16 protein-coding genes and 1 pseudogene are annotated in these 16,955 nt (G+C 68.2%); 8 read left to right on the top strand and 9 right to left on the bottom strand.

The genetic code is table 11. The features are described 5' to 3' along the window. The first annotated feature begins 62 nt into the window (after positions 1-62). Entirely contained in the window at positions 63-944 is an 882-nt protein-coding gene (locus tag ACWEKS_RS22180; RefSeq protein ID WP_452341941.1) for an ABC transporter ATP-binding protein, read from the top strand. Here ACWEKS_RS22180 and ACWEKS_RS22175 read toward each other — a convergent pair. Beyond that, positions 908-1,549, bottom strand: coding sequence for a DUF4389 domain-containing protein (locus ACWEKS_RS22175; RefSeq protein ID WP_452341831.1), 642 nt, complete (start codon positions 1,547-1,549; stop codon positions 908-910). The genes ACWEKS_RS22180 and ACWEKS_RS22175 overlap by 37 nt on opposite strands. A gap of 313 nt (positions 1,550-1,862) precedes the next feature. Between ACWEKS_RS22175 and ACWEKS_RS22170 the strand changes: the two genes are divergently transcribed. From ACWEKS_RS22170 to ACWEKS_RS22155, 4 genes are read left to right on the top strand one after another with little or no spacing between them, the layout of a single operon-like run. Further along, complete coding sequence (locus tag ACWEKS_RS22170) at positions 1,863-4,385, top strand: nitrate- and nitrite sensing domain-containing protein (protein WP_452341830.1); 2,523 nt, start codon at positions 1,863-1,865, stop codon at positions 4,383-4,385. Between the two features lie 11 nt (positions 4,386-4,396). Continuing rightward, on the top strand, positions 4,397-4,825 hold the full coding sequence (locus ACWEKS_RS22165; RefSeq protein WP_354834451.1) for a roadblock/LC7 domain-containing protein: 429 nt from the start codon (positions 4,397-4,399) through the stop codon (positions 4,823-4,825). After that, positions 4,822-5,259 carry a DUF742 domain-containing protein gene (locus ACWEKS_RS22160; RefSeq protein ID WP_379382751.1) on the top strand — a complete coding sequence of 146 codons (438 nt, stop codon included), beginning with the start codon at positions 4,822-4,824 and terminating at the stop codon, positions 5,257-5,259. The genes ACWEKS_RS22165 and ACWEKS_RS22160 overlap by 4 nt, the downstream gene beginning before the upstream one ends. A gap of 16 nt (positions 5,260-5,275) precedes the next feature. Beyond that, complete coding sequence (locus ACWEKS_RS22155) at positions 5,276-5,836, top strand: GTP-binding protein (RefSeq protein WP_452341940.1); 561 nt, start codon at positions 5,276-5,278, stop codon at positions 5,834-5,836. 340 nt (positions 5,837-6,176) lie between these two features. On the opposite strand, the gene ACWEKS_RS22150 is transcribed toward ACWEKS_RS22155, so the two are convergent. Continuing rightward, positions 6,177-6,497, bottom strand: a complete 321-nt coding sequence (locus tag ACWEKS_RS22150; protein ID WP_379400928.1) for a hypothetical protein — start codon at positions 6,495-6,497, stop codon at positions 6,177-6,179. Positions 6,498-6,958: 461 nt separating this feature from the next. Between ACWEKS_RS22150 and ACWEKS_RS22145 the strand changes: the two genes are divergently transcribed. Then, positions 6,959-7,585: a DUF4254 domain-containing protein gene (locus ACWEKS_RS22145; protein ID WP_452341829.1), complete on the top strand. Its 627-nt coding sequence runs from the start codon at positions 6,959-6,961 to the stop codon at positions 7,583-7,585. Positions 7,586-7,714: 129 nt separating this feature from the next. Here ACWEKS_RS22145 and ACWEKS_RS22140 read toward each other — a convergent pair. The 3 genes and pseudogenes from ACWEKS_RS22140 to ACWEKS_RS22130 form a co-directional block, all read right to left on the bottom strand. Further along, positions 7,715-7,942 (bottom strand): annotated as a pseudogene (locus ACWEKS_RS22140) (hypothetical protein); the annotation flags it as partial. Continuing rightward, positions 7,943-9,091 (bottom strand): fatty acid desaturase family protein, encoded by a 1,149-nt coding sequence (locus ACWEKS_RS22135; RefSeq protein ID WP_452341828.1) that lies wholly within the window; start codon positions 9,089-9,091, stop codon positions 7,943-7,945. It abuts the pseudogene before it with no gap. 30 nt (positions 9,092-9,121) lie between these two features. Beyond that, positions 9,122-10,312 (bottom strand): ferredoxin reductase, encoded by a 1,191-nt coding sequence (locus tag ACWEKS_RS22130; RefSeq protein ID WP_452341827.1) that lies wholly within the window; start codon positions 10,310-10,312, stop codon positions 9,122-9,124. 222 nt (positions 10,313-10,534) lie between these two features. On the opposite strand from ACWEKS_RS22130, the gene ACWEKS_RS22125 reads away from it, so the two are divergent. Continuing rightward, complete coding sequence (locus tag ACWEKS_RS22125) at positions 10,535-11,146, top strand: TetR family transcriptional regulator (protein ID WP_452341826.1); 612 nt, start codon at positions 10,535-10,537, stop codon at positions 11,144-11,146. 19 nt (positions 11,147-11,165) lie between these two features. Here ACWEKS_RS22125 and ACWEKS_RS22120 read toward each other — a convergent pair whose 3' ends face one another. Both ACWEKS_RS22120 and ACWEKS_RS22115 read right to left on the bottom strand, forming a co-directional pair. Next, positions 11,166-12,500 (bottom strand): MFS transporter, encoded by a 1,335-nt coding sequence (locus tag ACWEKS_RS22120; protein ID WP_452341825.1) that lies wholly within the window; start codon positions 12,498-12,500, stop codon positions 11,166-11,168. Positions 12,501-12,579: 79 nt separating this feature from the next. Beyond that, positions 12,580-13,560, bottom strand: a complete 981-nt coding sequence (locus tag ACWEKS_RS22115) for a helix-turn-helix transcriptional regulator (RefSeq protein ID WP_452341824.1) — start codon at positions 13,558-13,560, stop codon at positions 12,580-12,582. Positions 13,561-13,662: 102 nt separating this feature from the next. On the opposite strand from ACWEKS_RS22115, the gene ACWEKS_RS22110 reads away from it, so the two are divergent. After that, positions 13,663-15,087, top strand: a complete 1,425-nt coding sequence (locus tag ACWEKS_RS22110; RefSeq protein WP_452341823.1) for an MFS transporter — start codon at positions 13,663-13,665, stop codon at positions 15,085-15,087. A gap of 16 nt (positions 15,088-15,103) precedes the next feature. Here the strand turns inward: ACWEKS_RS22110 and ACWEKS_RS22105 are convergent, their stop codons facing one another. Both ACWEKS_RS22105 and ACWEKS_RS22100 read right to left on the bottom strand, forming a co-directional pair. Continuing rightward, positions 15,104-15,751 carry a response regulator gene (locus ACWEKS_RS22105; protein ID WP_452341822.1) on the bottom strand — a complete coding sequence of 216 codons (648 nt, stop codon included), beginning with the start codon at positions 15,749-15,751 and terminating at the stop codon, positions 15,104-15,106. 4 nt (positions 15,752-15,755) lie between these two features. Further along, positions 15,756-16,928, bottom strand: coding sequence for a sensor histidine kinase (locus ACWEKS_RS22100; RefSeq protein ID WP_452341821.1), 1,173 nt, complete (start codon positions 16,926-16,928; stop codon positions 15,756-15,758). Between the last annotated feature and the right edge of the window lie 27 nt (positions 16,929-16,955).

The raw sequence follows: 16,955 nt of genomic DNA, 5'->3' as shown, positions 1-16,955 counted from the left end.
TGCTGAGTAAGAAGGAGGGCCGCTGGCGGCGCCGGCGCGAGGTGCTCACCGCGGTGGACGGCATGAGCTTCCGGGTCGAGCCGGGCGCGGCGGTCGGCTACATCGGTGCGAACGGGGCGGGCAAGTCCACCACCATCAAGATGATCACCGGCATCCTGGTGCCCTCGGCCGGGCGGCTGCGCACCTGCGGGCTGGACCCGGTGCGGCAGCGCCGCGAGCTGGCCGGTCGGATCGGTGTGGTGTTCGGGCAGCGCTCGCAGCTGTGGTGGGATCTGCCACTGCGCGAATCGTTCTCGATCCTGGCCGCCATCCACCGGCTCACCCCGGCGGCGGCGCGCACCCGCACCACCGAGCTCGTCGAACAGCTGGAGATGGGCGGCACCCTCGACACCCCGGTCCGGCAGCTGTCGCTGGGCCAGCGCATGCGCGCGGAAGTCGCGGCGGCCCTGCTGCATTCACCCGAGCTGGTCATTCTCGACGAACCGACCATCGGCCTGGATGTGCTGTCCAAGCAGCGATTACGCGAATTCCTGCGCTACGAGCGCACTCAGCGCGGCACCACCCTGCTGCTCACCACCCACGATATGGGCGATATCGAGCGGCTGTGCGAGCGGGTGCTGGTGGTGGACCACGGCCGGCTGGTCTACGACGGCTCGCTGACCGGCCTCGGCGCGACCGTCGGTGCGCAACGGGTGCTCACCGTCGATCTCGCCGAGCCCACCCCCGACCTGGCCGACCTGCCCGGCGCCAAACTGCTCGACAGTCAGGGCGCGGGCATGCGGCAGCGGCTGGCCTTCGACACCGAGATCATCACTGCCGCACAGCTGCTCACGGCCGTCTCGGCCCGCGCCGAGGTCCGCGACCTGTCCATCGAGGAACCCGATATCGAGGACGTGGTGCGGCGTCTCTACGAGTCCGCGGCGTCGGGCTCCCTCGCGCCCTGATCGAGCCGGAACGGTGGGTAGGCGTCGGTCATCAGGGACGCGTAGGCGCGCACCCGCAACGTCCAGCGATTGACGCCCATGGCGAAGTCGTACAGACCCCGCGGATACGCGCCGGTGAACAGCAGGCCGATGACGGCGACGATCAACAGGATCGGCAGCAGTGACAGCTGATTGCGGCCGCCGCCCATGAACGCGGCGACGATCAGATACTGCGGAATCGCCAGCAGCCACCACTTGATCAAGACCATCCAGCGATTCAGTTGCTCGGGATAGTCGACTTCCAGATCAGCCGGGTAGTCCGGATCGGGTTGCAGGCTGAACGGCGGGTAGCGGTCGGTTCCCAGTTGCGAGAGCGCATAGAAACGCACTCGCCAGCTCCAACGCAACACGCCGACATTGAAATCGAAGAGCCCTCTCGGATACGAGCCGGTTATGAGGATCGCGAAGAAAGCGATGATGCTCACCACCAGATACGCGATGCTCAGGAAGATCAGCACAACATAGTGTGGAATGGCGAGTATCCACTTGACTATCCACATCCAGCGGGACAACCCCGGGTCGAGGTCTCCCCGCACACGCACCGGATAAGCGGGACTGGGCTGCATGTCCGTCACTCCTCTCGAGCGCGGCGGCCTCCTTCCGACAGCCGCCGGAACAGCGGTGAGCCGTTGTTCACCCCAATGTTTCCCCGGCGACGCGAAGATCACATCTGCTTCTCACACATTGTGACCAGATTTGTAATAGCGCGCGCGACGGCGAGTTCCGCACACCACATCGACTTGTTTCGAATTGCGGGCCGGGGTCGGGTGTGCGACGTTGCTGACTATTCTCCATGTGCCCGGCCCGGGTCGGCACGACAGCTGATTTACGGGAGACCGAGTGAGAGTGCGTCCGGCGAAACTGTTGCCATCGGGTAACGTGAAGCTCACGCCGCCAATGGAATTGATCCGGCCACGCACCATCCGGGCTCGTCTGCGGCGCATTCTGATCGTGTCGGTGGCGCTGGTGCTGGCGCTGCTGACGATCGTCATCACCCGCGAGGTGAACGACTACCGCGACACCGGAGACACCGCCCAGTCGGTCCAGCTCGCGCTGGCGGTACAGGACCTGGTCCACGAGGTGCAGCGCGAACGCGGTCTCACCAATGGACTGCTCGGCGGCGACGCCGCGTCCCGCAGTGCGCTCGGCAATCAGCGCCTCGCCACCGACAGCGCGTTGCAGGAGCTCAACTCCACGCTGAACCAGCAGCCGCCGGGCGCCGATCTGGTGCGCACCGCGCTCCAGCAGTTCTCCGGAGTGACCGCCACGCGCGCCGATGTGGACGCCGGTCGCGCCGACCGGTCGGCCTCGTTCGCCTTCTATACCAATGCGATCGGCACGCTGAACCAGGCGCGGCCCGGCCTCGATCACGCTCTGGACAGCCGGCTGTGGCGCGGGCTGCAGAGCCTCTACGCGCTCGGCGACGTCAAGGAGTTCACCGGTCAGGAACGTGGCTTCCTCAACGGTGTCTTCGCCGCGGGCGCGTTCGCACCGGGCGAGTACGTGAAGTTCCTCGATATCCGAGCCGCCAAACAGGCCGCGGTGACGGCCTTCGAACGCGATGCCACACCCGCGCAGCGTTCGCAGCTCTACACCGCGATGCGAACCGACGAGTCGGCGCGGGCGGGCGACGCGGAGGCCATCGCCCTCGCCTCCGAGCGCGGTCCGATCACCGAATCGGTCAACCCCGCCGACTGGTGGCGCCAGATGAGCTCCATCATCGACGGCGAACGCACCGTCCAGCGCAATATCGGCGGCGAGATCACCTCCCGGGCAAGCGAACTGCGCCGCGACGCCGCCCTGCGCCTGTCCCTCTACGTGCTGGCCGCCCTGCTGGCCATCGCCGCCGAGGTGGCGCTGGTGGTCGCCACCGTGCGGGCGATCGTGCGGCCGCTGGCCGAGCTGGCCGAGGAGGCCGACCAGGTAGCGGGTAAACGACTGCCGCAGCTCATCGAAGCCTGGCAGACCTCCGAGGGCACGGACCCGGACCCGCCCGAACCGGTGCGCGCCGACGAGAGCGCGGGCGCCGAGATCGTATCCGTGGCACGGGCTTTGGACCGGGTGCAGACCACCGCCTACGAGCTCGCCTCCGCGCAGGCGCGGCTGCGCCGCAACAGCACCGAATCCATGGCCAACCTGGCGCGGCGCAATCAGAACCTGGTGCGCCGCCAGCTCGGGCTGATCAGCGAGTTCGAGCGGGAGGAGCTCGACCCCAGCACCCTGGCCAACCTCTTCGAACTCGACCACCTGGCCACCCGCATGCGGCGCAATGCCGAGAGCCTGCTGGTGCTGGTCGGCGAGTCCAGCCCGCGCCGGTGGTCGAAACCCATTCCGCTGACCGATGTCATCCGCGCCGGCCTGTCCGAGGTCGACGACTACCGGCGGGTGGTGCTGCGCCGGGTGGACGAGATCTCCATCGCGGGCGCGCATGTCAGCGAGGTCGCGCACATGCTGGCCGAACTCATCGAGAACGGGCTGTCCTTCTCCCCGCCCGATCTGGAGGTGGAGATCTACGGCCGCCGGCTCGGCTCGCGCTACATGCTCGCCATCGTCGACCACGGCGTCGGCATGCCGCCCGACCAGCTCGCCACCGCCAATGCCCGCCTGTGCGGCGAAGCCGACTTCCTCGTCGCACCCACCCGCTTCCTGGGCCACTACGTGGTCGGCCGGCTGGCCCGGCGCCTGGGGATCGAGGTCGAGCTCACCGTGTCCCCGACCAGCGGCGTGGTGGCCCGGCTGCTGCTGCCGGACGACCTGCTCGGCGACCCCGGGGCGGAACTTCCCGCCCCGCCCGAGGATTCGAAACACGCTGCGGGCGCGCAGCTTCCGACGGTCGCCGACACCATGCCGGACCCGAAACCGGGCCGCCACAGCTCGGGGCACACCCCCGGCTCCGGCGACACGGAACGCCCGCAGCGTGCGACACCCGTCCACGACGCCGCCGCCAATGGCGCACCCGCGAGCCCGAACTCGATCAAGCTCGTCCCGCTGCCCACCCCCACCCTGACCGTTGCGCCGCACACCCCGGCGGTGCCACCGCACGCCACCGCCGCCGAGCGTCTCTTCGGCGGGCCGACCACAGGTTCGTTCGCCATTCCGCTAGCGGCGGCGGGGCCCCCGGCGGGCCCGGTTCCAGCGAGCTCACCGGGAGCGGCGACCGAGGTTTCGGGAGCTGTCCCGGAGGTGCAACGTACGCGAAACGGTCTCGTCAAGCGGAACCGGAAGACTCGCGAGAATCCGGGCGTCACACCGGGCGGCGCCCAACCGGCGGCCGCACGGCCGGCCGCCCCGCCGGTCGCGGACCGCTCCCCCGACGAGATACGCAGCATGCTCGCCGGATTCCGGTCCGGCCATCAGCGCGGGCAGGCCGGCGAACCGCCGCGGCCCGGATCGACAGCATAGGAGGACACCGGGTGACGACCCACTACACCGACACCGATCCGCACACTTTCAACTGGCTGCTGGCCGACTTCGTGCGTACCACCGACGGGGTGCGCGACGCCGTGGCGGTGTCCTCCGACGGCCTACTCATGGCCATGTCCCAGGGCCTGGACCGGACCGCGGGCGACCGGCTCGCCGCGATCGTCTCCGGGCTCACCAGCCTGGGCCGAAGTGCCTCGCGCAGTTACGATTTCGACGGCCTGCGGCTGATCATGATCGAGATGGGGCGCGGATTCCTGCTGGTCTCGGCCATGAGCAATGGCAGCTGCATCGGCGTGATCGCCGACAACGGCGCCGATGTGGGGCTGGTCGGCTATCAGATGGCCGTGCTGGCCGACCGCGCCGGCGCGCTGCTGACCCCGGCCCTGATCACCGAATTGCGGGAGTCCTTGAGCCGATGAATGATTCGCATCGGCTGCCGGACGCGCGCATGATCGCGCCCGGCCGCCCGCGCGGCTGGTCCGGTGCCGCCGCGTCCGAAAAACCCACGCGAGATACGAGATTGGCCGACGATGAGGAACAGGTGGTGCGACCGTTCATGATGACCTCGGGGCGCACCACGCCGGTAGTCGACGGCCTGCGCATCGAAACCCTGGTGCGCGCCACCCCCGCAGCACTGTCCGCGCCGCTGCGGTTCGAGCTGGAACGGGTGGTGCGACTGTGCCAGCGCCCGCACTCCATCGCCGAAATCGGTGCGGCCCTGCGAGTTCCGATCGGGGTGGCGCGGGTGCTGGTGAGCGATCTGGTATCCGAAGGACATGTCTCGGTCGGCCGGACCGATGAACTCTCCACCGCTGCTCTGGAAAGGATCCGGGACCTTGTTCGGAACCTCTGACCCCGCCGACGTACCGCTGGCCTCCTCGGTGAAAATCGTGACCAGCGGTGGATTCGGCGTCGGCAAGACCACTTTCATCGGAGCGATCTCGGAGATCGAGCCGCTCGCCACCGAAGCCGCCATGACCGAAGTGTCGGTGGGACTGGACGATCCGGGCCTGGCCACCGGCAAGACGACCACCACCGTGGCCCTCGACTTCGGCCGCATCACCCTCGACCCCAGCCTGGTGCTCTACCTGTTCGGCACCCCCGGCCAGGAGCGGTTCGAATTCCTCTGGGACGACCTGCTCGACGGCGCGCTCGGCGGCGTCATCCTGGTCGACACCGGCCGCGTCGAGGACTGCTACCCCGTGCTGGACTTCTTCGAGCAGCGCGGCACCCCGTTCGTGGTGGCGGTCAACCGATTCGAGGCCGGACCGCGCTTCGCGCTCGACGAGGTCCGCGAGGCGCTGGACCTCTCGCCCACCATCCACCTCATGGATTGCGATGCCCGCGACCGGGAGTCGGTGAAACTCGTCCTGGTAGCCCTGCTCGAGCAGATCCTCCAGGTCCGCCGGGCTCCCGCCCTGGCCGTCTGACAAAAAATCGCCCCGGATGCGAACGCACCCGGGGCGATTGCCCGAAAACCCTTCGCTCTATTGCGAATTAACGGCCGAAGGATCCCGTCCACAGGGTGTTGAGCAGACCACCCAGGGCCGCACTACCGGTGTTCAGCACGCCGTTCAGCGCAGCGGAACCAGTCTGGATGATAACCGGGATCATGTTTCAACCTCTCTCTAGTGGACGCCGCCGCCCGGGATTTCCGTTCGGCGACCGGACCCACACTGCCGAGGGACACTGAGGCGAACCTTGCCGGTAGCTGAGAGGTCGCTGAGACGGGTTGTGCGACCCGTCACAAGGGAGAGGACCGTCCAGTTCCTACTGCGGCGGCGCCGCGCCCGCCGAATACAGGCTCACCTCGCCGTCCTCCCCCAGAAACGCGTTGACCAGCATCGTTCCGCTGGAACGCAATTCGTCGGGGTCCGGCGCCGCGGTCGTGACGGAGACCTGCGGCAGCGCGCCCCAGTTCACGACAAACCGATCGGGCGGTCCGTTGTCGCTGGACAGATGCGCGAGACGGAACACCGACACCGTCCGGCGAACAATCAGATTGCGGACGACTTCGGCAATTCGCTCGGGGTCTTCCAGCGCGAACATGAAGCCGAATCGCAGTTCCGGCGACGACGCATAGGCGGGCACGAATATCGAGGCTAACGGACTACGGCGCGTCGCGCCCTCGGCACGCCGCACAGATAGCTATTCATAAGCCTTGGTAACCGACCCGCCGACGGGAAGCCTCGCCCCGGTCGAGCCCAGCCCTCGAACCTGTCTCACCCACCGCCCGCAGAGGTGTCGATCGGCCTTCAACCGCCGCGGCCATGTGACCGTCTTGTAATGCTGTATAACGATTTTCAGGCAGCTTCGCCGATCACGCGCCGGATGGTTGCGCCCCTCCAACTATCGCGCTTTCCTGAATATGTCCCGCATTATCGGACAGTCTTCTCATCGCATCGTCGCGGATTTCCCGGTTACTTCACCGTGTCGCTGGTGGTGGGCTGTTGCGTTCCGGGTGCGGGGCTGCGCCGGAGCCGAGGGGAGCCCCTCCCCGAAACCCCCTCGGCCCTGGCGCATCCACGCATGCGACGCCGAGGGTGGGAATCATGGCAATCGACTACACCGGAGCGGGTTTCGGGGCCGAGCTCCCATCGCCATCAACGCTGTTGCGCGCCTTCCGGGAACCGGTCAGCTCCGATCGTCGCGATCGCGACGTCCTCGAATCAGCCCACGAACTGGTGCGATGCCATGAGCATCGATCTCGCGCCCTGGACACGGCGCATGCCGCCGACGCCACCCCCGACGATGTCGCCGACAGCACTCACCGCGTCGACCGGATCGACGAGCGCCGGGCCGAACTGGTGGCCCGCATCGACGACTGGGTGGCGGTGAACATTCCGCACCGCGCCGGGGCCTCGCTGCACACCGAGACCCTCGGCGCGGTCATCGACCGCATGGCCGCGAAATGGGTTGCCGCACAACGGGCTCTGGGCAATACCGAGTCCGAGCCGGCACGGGCTCCGAAAGCAGGCGACGGGCGAGCGCGGCCCCACCATGGGGTGGAGAAGGAGAACCACCGCGCGGTGGCGCATCGCATCAGCGAGGACCGGCCCCGCCGCGGGGTGGACACGGAGGCCCACCTGCAGTGGTACCGGCTCGCCGAGCTCGCCGACGGCTATCGGGATCTGATCACGGAGGTCGCCCAGCATCGCCGGCGACTGCCGACCTGGTGAGGAGCCCAGCTAACGCGGGTCGATGACCTCTGCGTCGATGACGCCGGAATCGGTCACGCGCTCGCCATGGACCGGCTTCGTCGCCGAATCATCCTGCGCGGGTGCGGGTTCCGGGGCTTCGTCGACCTCGTCGTCGAGGTCGTCGGTCAGGTTCGCGGCACGCTGGGCGGCCGCGTCCTGCGCGGCAGCGGCGGCGGCCTCACGCATCTCGATCGCGTCGGTGATCCAGTCACCGATCTCGCGGGTCACCTCGGCGACGGTGCCGGTGATGATCGAGGCGATATTGCCGACGTGTCGTGCTCCCGACGACGTCAATTCCTGGATCAGATCCTTGTTGCTCTCGAATTTGGAAATCATTTACACGCCCACTTCGCTCGCCTGCCCCCGGCGCATCACGATAACACCGGCCTGTGCTGAATTCTTGACCAGGAACGGCGGCAGCGCCAGCTTGAACAGCTTCAACCACACCGAACCGATCTGCCGGGAGAAGCGTCCGGTGTTGTAGGGCAGGCCGTGCTTTTCGCACAGCGCCTTCACCTCGGGGGCGATTTCCGGGTACCGGTTGGCCGGCAGATCGGGGAACAGGTGATGCTCGATCTGGTGCGACAGGTTGCCGGACATGATGTGGAAGAGCTTGCCGCCCTCGATATTGGCCGAGCCCAGCATCTGGCGCACATACCACTCGCCCTGGGTCTCCTCGGCGCACTCCTCCTGGGTGAACGTCTGTACGCCGGTCGGGAAGTGGCCGCAGAAGATGATCGAGAACGTCCACAGGTTGCGCACGATATTGGCGGTGAAGTTGGCCGCCAGCGTGGACAGGAACAGCGGTCCGGTCAGCGCCGGGAAGACCACGTAATCCTTGAGCACCTGCCGGCTGGCCTTGCGCCACTGGCCCTTGACCAGCGTCTTGACCTCCTGCCAGGACTTCTTGCCCCGGACGATGTTCTCGACCTCGAGGTCGTGGCCCATCACGCCCCACTCGAACGCGACCATCAGCGCGAAGGCGTAGAGCGGGTTGCCCAGCCGCAGCACATTCCAGCTCTGCGCCTCGTCCACGCGCAGGATGCCGTAACCGATGTCGCGGTCCATGTCGAGGATGTTGGTGTAGGTGTGGTGCATGTAGTTGTGCGAGTGCCGCCACTGGTCGCCCGGGCAGACCGTATCCCATTCGAAGACACGGGAATTCAGGGTCGGCTCACGCATCCAGTCCCACTGGCCGTGCATGACGTTGTGGCCGATCTCCATATTGTCGAGAATCTTCGACACGCTCAGCGCGGCCACGCCGGCCAGCCAGAACGGCGGCAGGAAGCCCAGGTAGAGCAGGCCGCGACCGGCGATCTCCAGGCCGCGCTGGGCCTTGATCACCTGGTAGATGTACTCGCGGTCCCGGTCGCCCAGGTCCGTGGTGATGCGGGCGCGCAGCGCGTCGAGCTCGCGGCCGATCTCCTCGACCTGATCGACGCTGAGCACCAGCGGGCCCTCGGTGGTTTCGGTGAGGATCGCCATGATCCCTCCTGTTCAGATGGCAGAAATGAGTCAGAGAGCGAGGTCGACGTCCCCGACGGGGGCGTTGATGCAGATCTGGATGGGCTGATCCGGGTCGCTGTCGAGCTCCCCGGTGCGCAGGTTGCGGGTGCAGCCGCTGCGCTTGACGGCCGTGCAGGAGAAGCAAATGCCCATGCGGCAGCCGTACTCCGGGCTCAGGCCCGCAGATTCGGCCTGCTCGAGCAGGCTTTCGCCGGTGTTCTCGGCGACCACGCCGCTGCCGGAGAAGGTCACCTTCCCCTCGGCGTCGGCCGGGTCCACGACCGCGGTGGCGAGGGTGAACTCCTCGCTGTGCAGCCGATCGCCGAGCTGTTCGGCCTCGTAGACGGTGCGCACCGCGGCCATCAGGCCGGGCGGTCCGCACAGGTAGGTCTGCGCGGACGGGAACCAGGGCGCGAGGGACTCCAGCTCGTCGTAGCCGAAGCCGGCGGCGCGCTCTGCCTGATTCGCCCTACGCTTCGCTCCGGGCGGGTTCACGGCCCCGAAGTCTCGATTCTTCCCTCCCTCCGCTCCTCCGCTTCGCTCCCCCGCTCCACTCAGTCCAGAATCGCGACGGCCGCGGACGGTCTCCGGGTAGCGGAATTCGATGCGGACATTGCCGTGCTGCATGGCGATCGCCTCGAGTTCCTGGCGATGCGGCACCCATTCCGGAGAACGGTTGTAATGCAGGAACAGGATGCGGCCACGGTAGCCCTCGTTGGCGAGGGTGCGCAGCATGGACAGCACCGGCGTGATGCCGCTGCCGCCGCTGATCAGCACGATCTGCTCGGGCCGCGGCTCGGGCAGGTGGAACGCGCCGGCGGCGGGCTCCAGGTCCACCACCATGCCGGGAATCGCGTTCTCGTGCAGGTGGTTCGAGACCAAGCCGTGCGGGTGGGCCTTGACGGTGAGTTCGATGTGCCGGTCGCGGCGTCCCTCGGCATTGACCGGTGAATAGCAGCGGGTGTGGCGGACGCCGTCGATCACGACGCCGATCTGCACGTATTGTCCCGCCACGTGCCCGGACCACTGCCGGGCGGGCTCGAGGGTGAGGGTGACCGAGCCGACCGCGCTGCGCCGCACGTGGGTGATCTCCGCGCGCATCGAGCGCCGGGTCAGGGTCGGGCGCACCAGCTCGAGGTAGCGATCCAGCGGGTGCGGGGTGGTCATTGTCTTCTGCACCAGGTCGAATAGTCCGACCATGTGAGCCTCCTGTCGCGTCGCCGGGCTGAGCGACGCCTCTTCGCAGTCGATGCGCCTCCGGCGTGACCTCGATGTCATACCGGACCCCGAAGGAATTTCGGTGCACATCTGTACACTGAGATAGTGTGCCGGGCGAAGCCACTCCAGTTCAACCGGCAGTTCGTGTGACCCACACGACATCTTGCGAATGGAACGAATGTGAACGCATGTATGGTGATCGAGATGAGCGAGCAGGCAGCTACCCGAGTCGAGCGCAAGGAACGCACCCGCGCGGCGCTACTCGACGGCACCCTCGCCCTGGCCGCGGACCGCGGCTTCGCGGCGCTGTCCCTGCGTGAGATCGCACGCTCGGCCGGCATCGTGCCCACCGCCTTCTACCGGCACTTCGCCTCGCTCGACGAACTCGGCACCACCCTGGTCGAGGAGGGCGTGCGCCAATTGCGCCTGGCGCTACGGGAAATGCGGCGCACCCCGAACGCGACGCTGGCGCAGACCGTGCGCTTCGTCTTCGATCAGGTCGACGGGAAGCGCGACCTGTGGGGCTTCCTGATTCGCGAACGCCACGGCGGCTCGGCCGCGCTGCGCGGGGCCATCGCGGTCGAAATGCAGCTCATCGAACGGGAATTGGTGGTCGACCTGTCCCGGGTGCGGGCGCTGGACGCATGGTCGCCCGACGATCTGGAGCTGGCCGCGGATCTCATCGTGTCCACGGTCGCCGACCGGATCGCCGACTACCTGATGGCCGAATCCCGGGAGAGCATACGGACCGTGGAGCGTGCGGTACTGCAGGTGCGGCTCATCGCGCTCGGCATGGGCGCGTGGCGGCCCGCCTAGGGATGGGTCGCCCCTGAAATCAGCGGCCGCGCACATCATCTCCGCGCACCGGCAGCAAGAGCATCAGGCCGACGATCAAGACGAGTAGCAGGCCAACGATTCCCGCCCGCTCGGCGTCGAACGCCCAGACGAAGAATCCGAAAAGGGTTGGGGCCAGGAAGGATACGGCGCGACCCGTGGTGGCGTAGAGCCCGAACATCTGCCCCTCGCGGCCGGGCGGGGACACCCGGGCCAGGAACGAACGTGCGGAAGCCTGTGCGGGGCCGACGAATACGGTCAGCGCCAGGCCGAAGATCCAGAACATGAGCGGACCGGACAGCACCAGCAGGAACGCTCCGCATACGATCATGCCCGCCAGCGAGGTGACGATCACCGGCTTCGGGCCGGTGCGGTCGTCGAACCGGCCGCCGACCAACGCACCCAGGGCCGCAACCACATTCGCGGCAATGCCGAACAGCAGCACATCCGAGTCCGCGATGCCGTACACCCGCACCGCCAGGATCGCGCCGAAGGTGAACACGCCGGCCAGGCCGTCCCGGAACACCGCGCTGGCCAGCAGGAACGCCACGGTGCGCCGATCGACGCGCCACAGTTCCCGGATGTCGCGGAAGAGCACCCCGTACGAGCGCAGGAACGACCGGCCCCGCACCGCCGCACCGGGGTCGGCCGTGGTGCGCGGCACCTCGGGAACGAACAGGAACAGCGGCACCGCGAATCCGGCGAACCAGACCGCCGCCAGCACGGCGACCAGTCGGATGTTCAGCCCATCCTCGATCGGCACGCCGAGCAGTCCGCGATAGTCGCCCTTGCCCGCGATGAAGCCGACATAGCTGATCAGCAGCAGGATGATCCCGCCGAAATAGCCCATGGCCCAGCCGAACCCGGACACCCGCCCGACATTGGCGGGCGTGGACACCTGCCGCAGCATGGCGAAGTACGGCACATGCGAGAGCTCGAAGGCGGCCGAGCCCACGCCCAGCAGGGCCAATCCCAGCCACAGGTAGTGGTGGTCGGCGTGCACGAAGAACATGGCCGCCATCACCAGCACCGTCAGCGAGGTCAGCAGTCCCAGCGCCAGCTTGCGTCTGGCGGTGGCGTCGAACCACTGCCCGGCCACCGGCGCGGTCACCGCCACCACCAGCCCTGCCGCTCCCAGCGCCCACCCGAGCCAGGCACTGGGCGAGATCCCGCCCGGCAGATCCTTGCCCACCTTGTCGGTCAGATACACCGAGAACACGAAGGTCAGGATCACCGCGTTGAACGCCGCGCCCGCCCAGTCCCAGAACCCCCACGCCAGCACCGTCGCCCGCCCGGTCGCCTGACCCACGGTGACGTCTCCCGAGCGCTCGCTCATGCAGCGCAGACTAGGCGACCCCACGGGCCTCCCGCGCGACATCCGCGCACCCCGCGCGTCCCGCACATGCGAGAATCGCTCACGCCCAGGCGCGGTCGTCGATCGTGAGGGTTCGGCCGTGAACTTGCTCGACGTGTTCGGACCAGGGGCGATGGCGCTCTTCGGTCGTCATGGACAGCAGGGCGTGGAGTTTGCCCCAGGCTTCGGGATCGGACGGCGTCCAGACCTGCATCCACGCGCCGGCGATCGAAGGCAGGGACATGCTGGTCATGTACATCTCGAGTTCGCCGACGGCGAGGTTGCGGATGATGCGGGTGCGGCCCAGCGGGAGGGCGACGTCGTTCCGCGCCCAGAGTTCCGCGAAATGCGGGCTCGCCGAGACCATGTCGTCGATGAACTCCACCCATTCGGGGTCGGCGAGGTTGCGGGCGTACGCGGAGCGCAGGTAGCCGACCATGCGGGCCAGGTGGTCCGGCTCCGAGTGGGGCGGGTAGGGCGTGCAGCACTCGTCGGCCAGGAAGACCTTGCGCAGCACGTTCCGGGAGCCGCTCATGAACATCGGATACATCGTCGCGTAGGCGGTATTGCGGGCCAGCACATCGTATTTGGCGCTGAACAGGGCCGCGGGCAGCGGATGCATGTGGTCGAGGATGATCTGCACCTCCTCGGGCACCAGCTCCTCGGTGATCGGCGTCGGCGCGGTGGGAACGTCGGCGAGCCGGTACAGGTGCGCGTGCTCCGCGCCGTCCAGGCACAGCGCCCGGGCGATCGCATCCAGCACCTGGACACTGCAATTGATGTCGCGCCCCTGCTCGAGCCAGGTGTACCAGGTGATTCCCACCCCGGCCAGCTGCGCCACCTCCTCACGCCGCAGCCCCGGGGTGCGCCGGCGCGCGCCCACGGGCAGGCCGACATCCTCCGGGCGGATGCGCGCCCGCCGCGACTTCAGGAAGGTCGACATCTCCTCGCGCCGGGCCTTGCGCACCGACCGCGAATTGCCGTTGCGCACGGCTGCTTCCGTAACCGTCTCGACGCCGCTGAAACCCGAGGCTGACACCATGACTCCATGGTGACGGTATTCGCTAGGGGTATCCAGGTGGTGCCAGTACCCGTATAAACAGACTCCTGTCCGCCGCTTCGGCCGCCGCGCACGCTGATTCCCATGACACAGAGCCTGACCCAGTCTCCCCCCGCGGCGGCTCCCGCCCCGGTAGCCGTCCGTCGACCCCTCACAGTCCTGACCGTCATCCTGCTCGGCCAGTTCATGGCCGTACTCGACGCCTCCATCGTGAACGTCGCCATCCCCTCCATCCGAACCTCCCTGCACGCCACCGGTTCCGGGCTGCAGCTCATCGTCTCCGGGTACGTGATCGCGTACGCGGTGCTGCTGGTGACCGGCGCGCGGCTGGGTGACCGGTTCGGGCAGCGCACCCTGTTCGTCACCGGGCTGGCGCTGTTCACCCTCGCCTCGCTGGCGTGCGGGCTGGCCTGGAGCTCCGGGGCGCTCATCGTCTTCCGGTTCCTGCAGGGCGTCGGATCGGCGGCCATGGTGCCGCAGGTGATGACCATCCTGCAGCGCTCCTTCACCGGACCCGCCCGGGCGCGGGCGCTGTCGGCCTACGCGACCGTCATCTCCGGCGGCATGGTCGTCGGCCAGATCCTCGGCGGCCTCATCGTGAGCAGCGATATCGCCGGAACCGGCTGGCGCGGTGTGTTTCTGGTGAATGTGCCGATCGGCCTGGCCCTGCTCGCCGCCGCCCCGCGCATCCTGCCGGCCGTCACCACCGGCGTGGACCGCAAACTCGACCTGGCCGGTCTGGCCGTTCTGACCGCCTCGGTACTGGCGCTGGTCGTGCCGCTGGTGCTCGGGCACGAACAGGATTGGCCGCTGTGGACCCGAATCGCCCTGGGCGCGTCCGCTTTCGGCTTCGCAGCCTTCGCCCTGGTCGAGCGCTGGGTGCACCGCCGCGGCGGGGAACCGCTCTTCGCCGACCGCGTGCTACGGGCTCCCGGCCTGGTGCTCACCGCGGCCACCCTGTTCCTGGTCATGTGCACCTTCGGCGGCTGGGTCTTCGTCCTCACCATCCATCTCCAGTCCACCCTCGGCTACAGCGCTCTGCACGCCGGACTCCTGTTCCTCCCCAATGGCGTGACTTTCGGCCTGGTGAGCCTGAATTGGACCCGCATCCCCGCCCGCTTCCATCGCGCGATGATCCCCACCGGCCTGCTGACCGCCGCCCTGACCACCATCGTCATGGGCCTGCAGATGCGCGGCGGCCGCGACATCGGCCCGCTCGAACTGACCGTCTTCGGCGTGATGGGCATCGGCTACGGCCTCGCCTTCAGCCCCCTCATGGCCCGCGCTACCAGCAGGATCCCCCTCGCCCTGGCCGCCGACGCCAGCGGCATACTCGTCACCTGCGTCCAATTGGGCGTCGTGATCGGCGTGGCTGCCTTCGGCACCGCATTCCTCACCCTCGCCGGTTCCACCGCCCTCTCCGCTGCCTACGCCGTCGGCGCCACCGCCACGGCCGAGGGCATCACCGTCCTGGTCGCCGCGGCCCTCGCGGTCAGGGCCGCCCGCTGACGGCTCGGGATTCGAATCAGCGTTCGACGAAGCCGGATTCGTAGGCCAGGATCACCGCCTGGGTGCGGTCCCGGGCGTCGAGTTTGGTGAGGATCCCACTGACGTGGGTCTTGACGGTCTCGGCTCCGATGTGGAGTTGGTCGGCGATTTCCCGGTTCGACAGTCCGCGGGTCATCAGCAGGAGGACGGTTTCCTCACGGTCGGTGAGGCCGGCGCGAACGAGTTGCTCACGGGCGCGGGGATTCCCGCGCCCGTGAGCGAGCGCGCGGACGGCGGCGGGGTACAACAGCGAATCCCCGGTTGCGACAGTCCGTACCGCGTTGGCGATTTCGGCCGGGCGGGCACGTTTGAGAAGGAACCCGTCGGCGCCGGCGCGCAGGGCGGCGTAGACATAATCGTCGTTCTCGTACGTGGTGATCACCAGGATCTTCGGTGGCCGCGCCGTGGAACGCAGGATCGCGCGGGTGGTCTCGATGCCGTCCAGCAACGGCATTCGCACATCCATGGCGATCACATCGGGGTTCAGCTGTCTGCACAGCGAAACGACGGTCACGCCGTCGGCGGCCTCGCCGATCACCTCGATGTCGGGCTGAGCGTCGAGGATCGCGCGCAGGCCCGCGCGAGCGAGTGGTTCATCGTCGACGAGCAGAACTGTCACCGGCATTCGATCACCCTCGAGCCTGGACCGGTAGCTCGACCCGTACCCGCCACCTGCCGTCCTCGGCGCCGAGCCGCACCGATCCGCCCAGCAGTTCGGCACGCTCGCGAATGCCGCGGAGCCCGGTTCCGGCGCCGGCGGATATCGGGCCGATCAGCTCGTTGGCGATATCGAGGTCGAGCCGATCCGGCCCGGACAGCACCCGAACCTCGATCGGCACCCGTCCGGCGTGGCGCATGGCATTGGTGATGGCCTCCTGCAGGATTCGGTAGCCCTCCCGCGAGACCGGACCCGGAATCCGATGCAGCGGACCGATTACGGCGGCGTCGACCGTCGCACCTGCGGACCGGGCTGCTTCGAACAGCCGCTCGGCGTCCGCGAGGGTCGGTCTCTCATGGATCGGACGGTGGGGCTCGCGCAGCACGAGCAGGACCCGATCCAGATCCTCCAGTGCGGCGCGCCCGGTGTCCTCGATGGCGGTCAGAGCGCGTTCGGTGAACTCGGGGTCACCGGCCGCTCGCGCGGCGCCGGCCTGCAGGACCGCAGCGGTCAGGGCATGGCCGATCGAATCGTGCAGTTCGCGCGCGATCCGATTGTGTTCCAGCAGTCGCTCGGTGCTCTCCTCCAGGGCTCGCAGCCGCTGCGCGGCGGACGGCGCCAGCAGCGTGCGCGCCGCGACGGTGACCAGGTCGCCCAGGCCGATGACGACGATGGCGAGCAAGGCGATGGTCACCGGTATCAGCAGCCCGAACCACCAGTGCGGGTGCGTGATTCGCACGATGGCGTCGTGCGCGGGCGGGCTCCCGGTCGCCGCGCGCACCAGGTCCCGGGTGAGCAGCACGACCGGCACGCACGTTGCCAGCAGGATCACACTCAGCCCCAGCCGGACTTCCAGCCACAACACGGTCCGCCATCGATCCGACCGGTCCACCGAACGGGCGGCCGTGATCGAACGCTGGGGCGCACCGTGTTCGCGGTTTATCAGGAACAGCTGTGCCTGCAGACCCTCCGCCAAGCGTGTCGCAGGGATCAGCCCGACCGGCACGGCGAGCGCCGCAGGCAGGTACCAGTGGGTGCGGTCGATGTACAGCCACAGTGCCACGATGGCGAGCGGCAGCGCCAGATGCAGCCCGCGCGAGTACGTCACCGGATCGGAAAACCGTGACGCGACCGAACTGATCATGGCTTCATCGTGCCAGCCGCCTCCCGA

The sequence above is a fragment of the Nocardia sp. NPDC004711 genome, from assembly GCF_053601595.1.
This window is presented reverse-complemented; position numbering and strand designations above follow the sequence as displayed.